Raw genomic sequence first — 12,903 nt, 5'->3', positions numbered from 1 at the left:
CGCTTGTTAAGATTTATGCCTTGGTTATGCCCGCTTTAAACTATATATCAACGGGATAGACACGCAGTTAGCATTAACAAAATCTAATGAAGTTTATGCTATCTTGCGTCTTCTACCGGGGATCATTGGGCAATCGGGCTACATCAGGCGTGCGAACAAAAACCAACACATATTGGCAGCGTTTTCTGCGTGCCCTGCTGGCGTTTTCCGTCACCATAGCAGCCGTATTCCCGCCCGCGAGCATCCCTGCCAGCGCCGCCTCAGGCGACCGCACACTCTATCTCTACTATACCCACACAAGAGAAACGGCCAAAATTACTTTCAAGCGCAATGGACGCTATGACAGTAAGGGCCTCGCCCAGCTCAACCAGTTCCTGCGCGACTGGCGCCGCAACGAGCCGACCAAGATGGATCCGGCATTGTTCGATCTTGTCTGGGAAGTCTATCAGGAATCGGGGGCCACAAAGCCCATTAACGTGGTGTCGGCCTATCGCGCCCCGGCAACCAACGAAATGCTGCGCTCCAAATCCAGCGCTGTCGCCAAGAATTCCCAGCACACCCATGGTCAGGCCATGGATTTCTTCATTCCCGGCGTCTCCATTAGCAAGCTCCGCCAGATCGCCATGAAAAAGCAGGTCGGTGGCGTGGGTTATTACCCGACATCAGGTAGCCCCTTCGTGCATCTCGACACCGGCAATGTGCGCGCATGGCCGCGCATGACCAAAGCGCAGCTGGAAAAAATCTTTCCCGATGGCAAGACCCTGCACATTCCCACAAACGGCGTGCCGCTCTCCAATTCGGGCTATCAGTTTGCCAAGGCACAATGGATAAAGTGCCGCACCGTTCCCTGTAACGGCCGCAGCGGCAGCAGCATTCGCCTCGCCAGCGCCAACGACAAGGATGACGGCAAGCCCAAACAGACCCTGCTGGGCTGGATGTTCGGCAATGACGAGGACGAGGGCGAAGAAGAAGGCAATGTGGTAACCGCCGTTGCCAGCGCCCCTGCCCGTACAGTGGCCAAAAGCATTCCGGCCAGCGCACCGGTTCCCGCCTCCCGTCCCCTTTTCGCCGGCACACTTGTCGCCGACGCACCTTTCCCTGCGGCCCGCCCACGCGGCCTGTTTACAACCACACCGGCACCTGCCGAGTATAATGGTGCGGCGGGCACAATCGCCGTGGCCTCACTGCAGGATGCCCCGGCACCGCGCACATTGATGTCGCAGCCGGCTGAACGCGCCAATTCGCTTGTCGCCGCCTATGCACCGGCCAATGCCCCTGTGCTGGACGCCCAGCAGGCTGTGCAGGCACTGATCGAGCGGAACAGCGCTGTTCCCGCAACGAGTGCGAATGCGAAACAGCCCGCCATCGCGCGCCCGGCCAGCACCGATGCGATCCGCACCGCCTCGGTTGCCAACTCGGGCGAATTTGACGCGCTGGGCAGCTTGATCGAAAGCACCTGGACTGCTGTCACGCAAAACGGCGCGCCCAAAATGCTTGCCCAGGCTAAAGCTGTGCAATTGCCGATCGAAACCCGCCAAGGCGTGTTCCATGCCCCGGACCTTGACCATGTGACCGAGATTTTCGCTGATCCGGCCCCCATGTCGAGCCAGCGCTATGCGGTCATCTTCGAGCATGATGAGGCCGATTTTGACCCGGCCACCGAAATCGGTCGCCAGACCAACAAGGCCAGCTTTGACGCGGATACTGCCTGGGGGCTCGATAGCCATCGCTTCCTGCCCAAGCCGCCGCTTCTGGTTGCCTCCCGCTAACAAACACTTGCCCCCGCTGGAACAATTTCCCATAAGCCCCCTGATGTGAATCGTCACATCACCGGCAAGTGCGTTACAAAGCCATATTCATCTGCTAAACCAGATCCATTATTGTGATCTGACTTGAGGCGAGGACTCGAAGTTTGAGCGAGAAGCCGCAAACACCCCTGCTCGACAGCGTAAACGAGCCCGCCGGAATTCGTGATTTCAGCCGCGAGCAATTGCGACAGCTCGCAGATGAATTGCGGGCGGAAATGATTGACGCTGTTTCGGTCACCGGCGGCCATCTCGGCGCGGGCCTCGGCGTGGTTGAACTGACAGTGGCGCTGCATGCCATCTTCAATACCCCCGATGACAAGCTGATCTGGGACGTGGGCCATCAGGCCTATCCCCACAAGATCCTGACCGGGCGCCGCGACCGCATTCGCACATTGAGGCAGACTGACGGCCTTTCCGGCTTCACCCGCCGGATGGAAAGCCCCTATGACCCGTTTGGTGCAGGCCACTCCTCCACCTCCATTTCCGCCGGTCTCGGCATGGCGGTCGGCTCGGAAATGAAGGGCGAAAAACGCAATGTTATCGCCGTCATCGGCGATGGCGCCATGTCAGCGGGCATGGCTTACGAGGCGATGAACAATGCCGGCGCGATGGATGCGCGCCTGATCGTTATTCTCAATGATAACGACATGTCGATTGCCCCGCCGACCGGGGCGATGAGCGCCTATCTGGCCAAACTGGTCTCCGGCCCCACCTATCGGGGTTTGCGCGAAACCGCCAAGAATATCACCGAGCGCCTGCCCTCATTCATCCATGAGAAAGCCAGAAAGACGGAAGAATTTGCCCGCGGTTTCTGGACGGGCGGCACCTTGTTCGAAGAACTGGGCTTCTTTTATGTCGGCCCCATCGACGGGCACAATCTCGATCATCTTTTGCCGGTCCTGCGCAATGTCCGCGATTCCGAGAGCGGCCCGATTCTGGTGCATGCGATCACCCAGAAGGGTAAGGGCTACGCCCCGGCCGAGGCCTCCAGCGACAAATATCATGGCGTCTCAAAGTTCAACGTGGTCACCGGTGCCCAGACAAAAGCGCCCTCCAATGCCCCAAGCTATACCTCGGTCTTTGCCTCCTCACTGATTGACGAAGCCGCGCGAGACGACAAGATTGTCGCCATCACAGCCGCCATGCCCTCGGGCACCGGGCTGGATAAATTCGCCGAGCTCTACCCCAAACGCATTTTCGATGTGGGTATTGCCGAACAGCATGCGGTCACCTTTGCCGCCGGGCTTGCCGTTGAGGGCATGAAGCCGTTCTGCGCCATCTATTCCACCTTTTTGCAACGCGCCTATGACCAGGTCATCCACGATGTGGCCATTCAGCGCCTGCCCGTACGCTTCGCCATAGATCGCGCCGGTTTCGTTGGTGCCGATGGCCCAACCCATGCAGGCAATTACGACAATGCCTATCTCGGTGCCATCCCAGGCATGGTGCTCATGGCCGCTGCCGATGAGGCCGAATTGCGCCATATGGTGGCAACAGCCACAGCCTTTGATGAAGGCCCGATTACCTTCCGTTACCCCCGTGGCGAGGGCACCGGCGTCGATATGCCCGAGCATGGCAAGGTGCTTGAAATCGGCAAGGGCCGGATCGTGCGCGAAGGCAGCACGGTCGCCATTCTCTCTTATGGCGCGCACCTTGACGAATGCATGGCGGCGGCAGAAGCGCTGGCCGGGTTCGGTCTTTCCACAACCGTTGCCGATGCCCGTTTCATGAAACCGCTCGACACCGACATGATTGCCAATCTGGCGCGCAACCATGAATTGCTGCTGACACTTGAAGAAGGTGGCCTTGGCGGCTTCGGCTCACACGTGGCCACATGGCTGGCCCAGAATGGCCTGCTCGACGGCAAGCTGAAATTCCGCCCCTTGATGATCCCGGACCGTTTTGATGAGCATTCCAGCCAGGCCAATATGTATGCCGCCGCCGGACTCGATCGCGCCGGCATTATCGCGGCGACCATGCAGGCCATCGGCACGGAAGCCGATGCCGGGCGGGTGATGGCAGCCATGGGCCGGGACAAAGCCCCGCTCTGATCTCTCGATATCTCTCAACACGGCGCAAAAAAAGGATCACCCGCCAAGCAAACGGGTGATCCCTCAAAATGGCACAAGATGGCCCTGATGCCGGACCACACGGCCCGGCACAAGCAAACCTATTCTTCGTCGTCGCCGCTCGTATCCGGCACCATGCCCAGGGCATGCATGTAAAGATCAAGAATGGCTTCCTGTTCCATGCGCTCGGACTTGTCCTGCTTGCGGATGCGCACAACCTGCCGCAACACCTTGGTGTCGAACCCGTTGCCCTTGGCCTCGGCATAGACTTCCTTGATATCTTCGGCGATGGCTTTCTTTTCTTCTTCCAGCCGTTCGATACGCTCTACAAATGCACGCAATTGATCGCGCGCTACTCCGTGGTCTGCCATGGCACTGCCTCTTTGTTAACGTGTCCCGTATCAACCTTACTCAGGCCCCAGGTTCAAGCGGTTTGGCACCGCTATCCACGACGCTGTGCGCACTATAGGTCCATATGACGGCAAAGCGTCGACAAACACTTGTCTCTTTTACCGAAATTCGTTCTAATTTCGCCCAATCACCCCCTTAGACATTGACTTGAGCACTCCCCTTTTGCATGAACAGAGCCTAGTCAAACCAATGCGACCATACCGATTGTATTCAGCCCTCCGCACCACACTGATCCTATTCACACTGCTGTTACCGGCAGCCTTTATGGCACAACCGGCGCAAGCGGATTTGCGGGTGTGCAATCAGACGCGAAATCCGCTAAACATCGCTCTTGGCTACCGTGCGGAACGCGGCTGGCAATCTGAAGGCTGGTGGCTTGCCGGACCGGATGATTGTGCCATCGTGTTTCAGGGCGACCTGAATGCCCGCTTCTATTATCTGTTCGCGGCAGATGATGTCGGCGGTGGTGCCTGGGGTGGTGGCGTTTATCTTTGTACCCGCGATGAGACGTTTACAATTTTTGGCGTCGAGGATTGCCTGGCACGCGGCTATGAGCGCACGGGCTTTTTCGAGGTCGATACCCAGAACCGAAGTGACTGGACTCTCCAGCTCACAGAACAAGATTCGACAGGTCCGGAAACACAATGAAACGCATGAGACGTGTAAAGATTCTCGCAACGCTTGGCCCCGCTTCCGATGACGAAGCGACCATCGAAAAACTGGCCCGTGCCGGTGCCGACGTGTTCCGCATCAACATGAGCCATGCCAGCCATGAAGTGCTGGCCCGGACCGTTTCCCGCATCCGCAAGGTGGAGGAAAAAACCGGTCACCCGATCGGTATCCTCGTCGATCTGCAAGGCCCCAAACTGCGCGTCGGCATGTTCAAGGATGGCGCGGTCATGCTGGAACAGGGCGCAAAATTCATTCTCGACACCTCCGAGGCTGAAGGCGACCAGAGCCGCGTGCACCTGCCACATCCCGAAATTTTCCAGTCTGTGGAAGCCGGGCACCGCCTCTTGCTCGACGATGGCAAGATCCAGCTCAAGGCCACACGGGTCGACGACGACACGATTGAAACTGAAGTTGTCTATGGCGGCAAGCTTTCCAACAAAAAGGGCGTATCCCTGCCCGACACGCTGCTGCCGGTTGGCGCGCTGACGGAAAAGGATCGCCTGGACCTCGACGAAGCCTTGAAGAACGAGGCTGACTGGATTGCGCTCAGCTTTGTGCAGCGCCCCGAGGACATTGTTGAAGTGCGCAAGCTCGTTCAGGGCCGCGCCGGCGTGCTCGCCAAGATTGAAAAGCCCCAGGCCATCGACCGGCTTGAGGAAATCATCAAACTCTGCGACGCCTTCATGATTGCCCGTGGTGACCTTGGCGTGGAAATGCCCATCGAGACCGTGCCGGGGCTGCAAAAGCGTATGATCCGTATCGCTCGCCGTTATGGCAAGCCGGTGGTCGTCGCCACCCAGATGCTGGAATCGATGATTACCTCGCCCATGCCGACCCGTGCCGAGGTTTCCGACGTCTCGATCGCCGTTTTCGAAGGCGCCGACGCCATCATGCTCTCAGCGGAAAGTGCCTCGGGCGATTACCCGGTTGAAGCCGTGGAAATGATGAACAAGGTTGCCGTCTCGGTAGAGAATGACAGCAATTATCCCGCCATCATTCGCTCCCAGGCAACCGAGCCGGAAGCAACCGCTGCAGACGCTATTTCCGCGGCCACCCGCCAGACCGCTGAAACCCTCGATTTGTCGGCGATCGTCACCTATACCTCTTCAGGATCGACGGGCATTCGCGCTGCCCGCGAGCGGCCTTCCAAACCGATCATCGCCGTCTCACCCAACCTCAAGACCGTCCGCCGGCTGGCGCTGGTCTGGGGCCTGCACTGCGTGCAAACAGCGGAAGCCTCCAATCTTGAAGCCATGGTCGATCAGGCCTGCAACATTGCCTTCAAGGAAGGCTTTGCCAAGCCGGGTGATCGCGTTGCAATCACCGCCGGCGTGCCGCTGGGCACCCCCGGCGCCACCAATATGCTACGCATCGCCTTTGTCGGGCAGGACGGCACCGGCAGCTCGTAAAAACGCTGCTGACTGCCCCCCCCTAAAGGAGAACAGCAAACGAGAGGATAAGCATTATGGCGCTTTCAGATACCGACCTCACAGCCGCCCTGGCGGCCGTTGATGACGGGCTTGAAACCAGCCTGACCCGGCTGAAAGACCTGTTGCGCATCCCCTCGATTTCCACCGATCCGGCCAACAAGGCCGATTGTGCGAAAGCGGCTGATTGGCTGGTTCACGAACTGACAGAACTGGGGTTTGACGCCAGCGCGCGCCCAACCCCCGGCCATCCGATGGTCGTCGCTCATGACCAGAGTGCAAACGGTCCGCATGTCTTGTTTTACGGCCACTATGACGTGCAGCCGGTCGATCCGCTCAACCTTTGGCATTCCGATCCCTTCGAGGCCGAAATCAAGACTGGTCCCGATGGCGAAAAAATCATCGTTGCCCGTGGTGCCTCCGACGACAAAGGACAATTGCTGACCTTTATCGAGGCCTGCCGTGCGCTCAAGGCCGCCAATGGCACCCTGCCCGCCAAGGTCACCATATTGCTTGAAGGCGAGGAAGAATCCGGCAGCACCAATCTTGCCCCTTTCCTTGAAAGCGCCAAGGATGAGCTGAAAGCCGATATCGCCCTTGTCTGCGATACCGACATGTATGACGAGCGCACCCCGGGCATTACCACCATGCTGCGCGGGCTTGTCGGCGAAGAAATTGAAATCACCTGCGCCAATCGTGACCTGCATTCGGGCATGTATGGCAATGCCGCCCGCAACCCGCTGCAGGTGCTCAGCGAGATCGTTGCCAGCCTGCGCAATGCCGATGGCAGCGTCGCGGTTGAAGGCTTTTACGATGATGTTGAAGAACTGCCCGAGGAAGTCGCCGAGATGTGGCGCGGCCTCGATTTTGATGGCGCTGCCTATCTCGGCGAAGCCGGGCTGAAAATCCCGGCTGGCGAACAGGGCCGTTCGGTGATGGAACAGATCACCTCGCGCCCCACCTGCGAAATCAATGGCATGATCGGCGGCTATACCGGCGAGGGCTTCAAGACGGTCATTCCCGCCAAGGCGAAAGCCAAGATTTCCTTCCGCCTCGTCTCCAATCAGGACCCGGCAAAAATCCGCGCCGCCTTTCGCGCCCATGTCCGCGCCCGCGTGCCCAAGGATTGCTCGGTGACATTCCACGAGCATGGCGGCAGCCCGGCCATCACTGTGCCGGTTGATGGCCCGTTCCTCGCCGCGGCCCGCACGGCCCTCAGCAATGAATGGGGTCGCGAAACCATTCTGACCGGTTCGGGCGGCTCCATCCCCGTGGTGGGCGAATTCAAACATCGGCTGGGCATGGACACGCTTTTGATCGGCTTTGCCCTGCCGACCGACAATATTCATAGCCCCAATGAGAAATACAACCTCACCAGCTACCACAAGGGCATCCGCTCCTGGGTACGGGTGCTGGCAGGTTTTGGCGGCTGAAGAGGGCACTCTCCGTGCCCGCCGCTCTGGATTGCCGCGCGCCTTCGCCGCTCGCAATGACGCGTTCTTACTGCACAAATGATCCCCACCCGCATCGTCATTCCCGTGAAAACGGGAATCCAGCGCGGGCAGCCCCGCCCGCATAAAACGTCTTTCGCGCCGTCGACACGGCGCACTGGATTCCCGCCTGCGCGGGAATGACGTGGTGGGTGTGACAGGTTCTAAAACTCTCAGCCATCATTGCGAGCGGCACCGCCGCGCGGCAATCCAGCGCGACACACGACACGCAAAAAGCCCCGCTTCTTGCGAAGCGGGGCTTTTTGAAATCTGCCATCAACTGGCGGTGACGCTTAACCCTGACGGGCTTTGAAGCGCTTGTTCACCTTGTTGATGATATATGTACGGCCCCGGCGGCGCACCAGCTTGTTGTCGCGGTGACGAGCCATCAGTGCCTTGAGCGAATTCCGGATCTTCATCTCTATTTCCTCAAGTCAAACAAAAAAGGCGCCGCGCGCCTGTTCCAATTGGGGCGGAACATAGGACCAACGCCGCACGCTGTCAATGTGCCGTTTCGGGATTGCACAAAGCACCATTTCGCATGTGGTTGACATTGTGATCAGGGCCTTAAGCCGGATTTTAACTTATTCGACTATGTTGTGTTTGTTAAGCAGGACGCGCTGTGTTGAAGGACAACTCAATATGACCAATTCACTAGCGAAGTTACGCATACTCGTCACCGACAATGATCCCCACATGCTCAGCGTCATGCATTCGATCCTGCATGGTATCGGCATTCGTGAAATCACCTCTGCACGCAGCAGTATTGATGCGCTCATGGAACTGAAGCGGCGCGAATTTGATGCTGTGCTGATTACCGACGACCTCGCCCCTCATGGTGGCGTCGGCGTGACCCGCAAGTTGCGTGCAACCGATTATACCCCCAACCAGCGCACCCCGGTCATTCTCATCGCCGGCAAGGCCTCGGTAGACTATATCGAAAAGGCCCGGGACGCAGGAGTAACCGAATTCATTCGCAAACCGGTGACGGGACAGATCGTGCAACAGCGGCTGCAAGCCATATTGCAAAACCCCCGGGATTTTATTGCCGAGGAGGGTTATGCGGGGCCCGATCGTCGCCGGCGCGTGCAGGATGCACCGCCCGAGCAGGAAAAACGCAAGCGCGCACCACAAGCCAGCCAGCCCGCTGAGAACGAAGCCATCTGAGCAAGGTATCAGCCGGACGTATCGACAAGTCCGGCAATCTCTTCCCAGCGATGACACGCGATCTGATGATCACCTGAAGCATTGGTCAGCGGCGGTCTGAGCTCGGCACAGATATCCCGCGCATGACGGCACCGGGTCCGGAACGTGCAGCCCGATGGCGGGTTGATCGGTGAGGGAATTTCACCGGTGAGCGCTTCAATGTCGCGCGCGCGCGCTTTCACCGGATCGGGAATCGGCACAGCGCTCAAAAGGGTCTGGGTATAGGGGTGCCGCGGGGCCTGATACAGCACATCACCCGCCGCCAGTTCAACGATACGTCCCAGATAAAGCACCATGATACGGTCGCTGACATGGCGCACGACCGACAGGTCATGGCTGATGAACACCAGCGTCAGCCCGAATTCATCCTTCAATTCACTGAGCAGGTTGAGAATCTGCGCCTGGATGGAGACGTCAAGCGCCGACACCGGCTCATCGCACACGATCAGCTTCGGCTCGGTGATCAATGCCCGGGCAATGCCGATGCGCTGGGCCTGCCCGCCGGAGAATTCGTGCGGATAACGATTGATCATTTCGGGCAATAGCCCCACCGCCTCCATCATCCGCAACACGCGCGCCCGCCGCTCACGCACCGGAAGCTCAGGCATCAATGTCCGCAAGGGATCAGCGATGATATCGCCCACGGTCATGCGTGGGTTGAGCGAGGCCAGCGGATCCTGGAAAATAATCTGCAGGTCACGCCTGTGCCGGCGCATTTCTTCTGCAGGCGCCTGGGTAAGATCATTGCCCAGCCAGACCACCTTGCCGGTATCCGGCGTCAATAGCTGCAGGATGCATCGGCCCAGCGTAGACTTGCCGCACCCGCTTTCACCCACAATCCCGAGGGTTTCGCCCCGGCTGACCGAAAAGGTAATATCCTCAAGCGCGGTCAGGGTCAGCGAACGGCCAAAAAGGCCGCTGGAAACGGCAAAGGTTTTCTTCAGCCCCTCAATGCTGAGCAGTGTTTGCGCGCTCATGCGTCCACCTCCTCATAGGCCAGCTTGCCCTCGTAAAAACAGGCGCGGGAACGCCCTCCTCGTGCACCCACCAGCGGTGGCCGTTCCACAAGACATTGCTCCATGCGAAATTTGCAGCGCGGATTGAAAGCGCAACCGGCCGGCAGTTGCTCAAGGCTGGGCGGCAATCCCTCGATCGGCATCAGCCGCTGCGCCCGTGCACCAACATGCGGTGTCGAATGCAACAGGCCAAAGGTATAGGGATGACGCGGGTCATAGAACAGGTCATCAACCGGCCCCTTCTCCACCGCACGTCCGCCATACATCACCATCATCCGATCAGCCAGACCCGCAACCACGCCCAGGTCATGGGTAATCATCACCAGCGCCGTGCCAAAATCATCGGTCAGCGATTTGAACAGCTCAAGCATCTGCGCCTGCACTGTCACATCAAGCGCCGTGGTGGGTTCGTCGGCGATCAGAACCTTGGGTTCGCACAGGAGCGCCATCGCGATCATCACCCGCTGGCGCATGCCGCCCGAGAGTTCATGCGGATAGGCATTGGCGCGCTTGGACGGTTCGGGAATACCCACCCGCTCTAGCATTGCCGTTGCCGCCCGCACGGCACTGGCATTGTCAGCGCCCTTGTGACGGATCAGCACCTCGGCCAGCTGCTTTTTGATCTTGAGGCTGGGGTTGAGCGAGGTCATGGGGTCCTGAAAGATCATCGCAACATCCTTGCCGCGATAAAGATCGAGCTTTTCCGGTTTCAACGCGAGCAGGTTGACCCCGTTGAACATCGCCTGCCCGCTGGCGCGCCCATTGCGCGCCAACAGCCCCATGATCGAGAGAAAGGCCTGGCTCTTGCCCGATCCACTTTCGCCCACGACAGCCAAGGTTTCCCCCTCCCGCAGGGTGAAACTGAGGTCACGCACGGCATGCACTTCCGCCTCATGCAGCGCAAAGGTGACATTGAGATCGTCAACGGTGAGAACATCAGCCATATCAATGATCCTTTGGGTCGAGCGCGTCGCGCAGCCCGTCGCCGATATAGGTGAGACACATCAGCATCGCCACCAGAACGATGGCCGGGAAGATCAGCAGCCAGGGCATGACTTCCGCCACCGGCGTGCCATTGGAGATCAGCGTGCCGAGCGAGGTCAGCGGCTCCTGCACCCCAAGCCCCAGATAAGAGAGGAAACTCTCGGTGATGATGATCTCAGGCACGGTCAGCGTGGCATAGATCACCACCGGACCGGTCAGATTGGGCACGATATGCCGGATGATAATGGTCCAGGGCTTGGCCCCGCCGGCGCGAGCAGCTTCCACGAATTCCTTTTCCTTGAGGCTAAGGGTCTGCCCGCGCACAATCCGCGCCATGGTCAGCCATTCCAGCGCACCAATGCCCACGAACAGCAAGACTGGCGAGCGCCCAAAAATCACCACCAGAATGATGACGAACAGGATATAGGGCAGCGCATACATGATATCGACAAAGCGCATCATCAATGCATCGACCCGGCCGCCGAAATAGCCTGAGACGGCACCGTAGATCACCCCGATAAATACCGAGACCAGAGTGGCAACCAGCGCCACCATCAACGACATCTGCGTACCTTGCAGCAAGCGGGCCAGCAAGTCGCGCCCGTTCTGATCTGTCCCGAAGAAATGCCCTTTTTCGAAATCGGGTGGCTTGCGGATTGCACTCCAGTCCACCGTGCCCCCATCCCATGGCACAAAGAAGGGACCTATCAGAGCCGCCAGAATGATAAAGCCCAAGACAAAGATCGAGACCATGGCGGCCCGGTTTGCCTTGAGGCGTCGAAATGCGTCCTGGGTCAGCGAGCGGCCCTGGGGCGCATCAAGCTGTTCCAGCTTTTCCGCATAAGCCGTCAGCACGGCGTCTTTTTTGGTCAACCCGGCCATCAGCGGAACCTCACCCTTGGATCGAGCCACGCATAAAGCAGATCAACCAGCAGATTGAGCACCAGAATGAGCGCCACATAAAAAATCGTCGTGCCCAGAACCAGCCCGTAATCCCGGTTCAGTGCGGCGGTGACAAAATATTTGCCGATCCCCGGCAGCCCGAAAATATTCTCCACCACCAGCGAGCCGGTGAGCAGATAGGACAAGCCCGGCCCCAGATAGGAAACGACGGGAATGAGCGCCGGTTTCAGCGCATGTCGCGTCAGCATCAGCCGTTCGCCAATGCCCTTGGATTTAGCGGTACGGATGAAATTGGTGCCGAGCACCTCGATCATTGAGCCGCGCATCAGCCGCGAAATCCGCGCTGCATGCGGCCAGGCCAGCACCGTGACCGGTAAGACCAGATGCGGCAGTGAGCCATTGACCCAGCCCCCCGCTGGCAACCATTTGAGATAGACACCGAAGACGAGCTGCAAGAGCCCGCCCATCAAAAAATTCGGGATGACCACGCCGAGCATGACAATCAGCACCAGCGCATAATCGGGCCATTTATTCTGGTTCACCGCCGCCACAACACCCGCCAGCATGCCAATGGCCGTGGCTGACACAAAAGCGGTCAGACCGAGCATCAGCGTAAACGGCAGGCCGATGGCAATCAGTTGCGAGACAGTGAAATCCTCAACCACCATGGAGGGGCCAAGATCACCCGTGAGCACGCCTTTGACATAGATGAAATACTGAACCCAGATCGGTTGATCCAGATTGTAATGTGCCCTCAGATTCGCCAGCACATCGGGCGGCAGGGCACGCTCGCCATCAAAGGGACCGCCCGGCGCCAGCCTGAGAATAAAGAATGCAATCGTGATGGCGATCAAAGCAATCGGCAAGGCCGAGAGCACGCGCCGGAAAGCGTATCCGAGCATCGGTTCGTACCCTTT

12 protein-coding genes are annotated in these 12,903 nt (G+C 58.9%); 6 read left to right on the top strand and 6 right to left on the bottom strand.

The features are described 5' to 3' along the window. Positions 1 to 149 precede the first annotated feature (149 nt). Both L1P08_RS13775 and dxs read left to right on the top strand, forming a co-directional pair. Complete coding sequence (locus L1P08_RS13775; protein WP_303617567.1) at positions 150 to 1,769, top strand: peptidoglycan L,D-endopeptidase MepK; 1,620 nt, start codon at positions 150 to 152, stop codon at positions 1,767 to 1,769. A gap of 143 nt (positions 1,770 to 1,912) precedes the next feature. Continuing rightward, positions 1,913 to 3,859, top strand: a complete 1,947-nt coding sequence (gene dxs, locus L1P08_RS13770) for a 1-deoxy-D-xylulose-5-phosphate synthase (RefSeq protein ID WP_438268419.1) — start codon at positions 1,913 to 1,915, stop codon at positions 3,857 to 3,859. Positions 3,860 to 3,978: 119 nt separating this feature from the next. Here dxs and L1P08_RS13765 read toward each other — a convergent pair whose 3' ends face one another. Next, positions 3,979 to 4,248, bottom strand: coding sequence for a DUF2312 domain-containing protein (locus L1P08_RS13765; protein ID WP_303617566.1), 270 nt, complete (start codon positions 4,246 to 4,248; stop codon positions 3,979 to 3,981). A gap of 304 nt (positions 4,249 to 4,552) precedes the next feature. Between L1P08_RS13765 and L1P08_RS13760 the strand changes: the two genes are divergently transcribed. From L1P08_RS13760 to L1P08_RS13750, 3 genes are read left to right on the top strand one after another with little or no spacing between them, the layout of a single operon-like run. After that, on the top strand, positions 4,553 to 4,936 hold the full coding sequence (locus L1P08_RS13760; RefSeq protein WP_303617565.1) for a DUF1036 domain-containing protein: 384 nt from the start codon (positions 4,553 to 4,555) through the stop codon (positions 4,934 to 4,936). Beyond that, positions 4,933 to 6,369, top strand: coding sequence for a pyruvate kinase (pyk, locus tag L1P08_RS13755; protein WP_303617564.1), 1,437 nt, complete (start codon positions 4,933 to 4,935; stop codon positions 6,367 to 6,369). The genes L1P08_RS13760 and pyk overlap by 4 nt, the downstream gene beginning before the upstream one ends. Before the next feature lie 56 nt (positions 6,370 to 6,425). Then, a complete protein-coding gene (locus L1P08_RS13750; RefSeq protein ID WP_438268418.1) occupies positions 6,426 to 7,820 on the top strand; it encodes a dipeptidase in 1,395 nt (464 codons plus the stop codon). 350 nt (positions 7,821 to 8,170) lie between these two features. Here the strand turns inward: L1P08_RS13750 and ykgO are convergent, their stop codons facing one another. Next, positions 8,171 to 8,296: a type B 50S ribosomal protein L36 gene (gene ykgO, locus L1P08_RS13745; protein WP_303617563.1), complete on the bottom strand. Its 126-nt coding sequence runs from the start codon at positions 8,294 to 8,296 to the stop codon at positions 8,171 to 8,173. Between the two features lie 223 nt (positions 8,297 to 8,519). Between ykgO and L1P08_RS13740 the strand changes: the two genes are divergently transcribed. Further along, entirely contained in the window at positions 8,520 to 9,044 is a 525-nt protein-coding gene (locus L1P08_RS13740; protein ID WP_303617562.1) for a response regulator, read from the top strand. Positions 9,045 to 9,052: 8 nt separating this feature from the next. Here the strand turns inward: L1P08_RS13740 and L1P08_RS13735 are convergent, their stop codons facing one another. From L1P08_RS13735 to L1P08_RS13720, 4 genes are read right to left on the bottom strand one after another with little or no spacing between them, the layout of a single operon-like run. After that, entirely contained in the window at positions 9,053 to 10,060 is a 1,008-nt protein-coding gene (locus tag L1P08_RS13735; RefSeq protein ID WP_303617561.1) for an ABC transporter ATP-binding protein, read from the bottom strand. Further along, positions 10,057 to 11,043, bottom strand: a complete 987-nt coding sequence (locus L1P08_RS13730) for an ABC transporter ATP-binding protein (protein WP_303617560.1) — start codon at positions 11,041 to 11,043, stop codon at positions 10,057 to 10,059. Before L1P08_RS13730 ends, L1P08_RS13735 begins: the two co-directional genes overlap by 4 nt. A 1-nt stretch (position 11,044) precedes the next feature. Next, positions 11,045 to 11,965 carry an ABC transporter permease gene (locus L1P08_RS13725; protein WP_303617559.1) on the bottom strand — a complete coding sequence of 307 codons (921 nt, stop codon included), beginning with the start codon at positions 11,963 to 11,965 and terminating at the stop codon, positions 11,045 to 11,047. After that, positions 11,965 to 12,888, bottom strand: coding sequence for an ABC transporter permease subunit (locus L1P08_RS13720; protein ID WP_303617558.1), 924 nt, complete (start codon positions 12,886 to 12,888; stop codon positions 11,965 to 11,967). Before L1P08_RS13720 ends, L1P08_RS13725 begins: the two co-directional genes overlap by 1 nt. Between the last annotated feature and the right edge of the window lie 15 nt (positions 12,889 to 12,903).

Source organism: Mariluticola halotolerans (assembly GCF_021611515.1).
Taxonomy (GTDB): Bacteria; Pseudomonadota; Alphaproteobacteria; order Rhizobiales; family Devosiaceae; genus Mariluticola; species Mariluticola halotolerans.
This window is presented reverse-complemented; position numbering and strand designations above follow the sequence as displayed.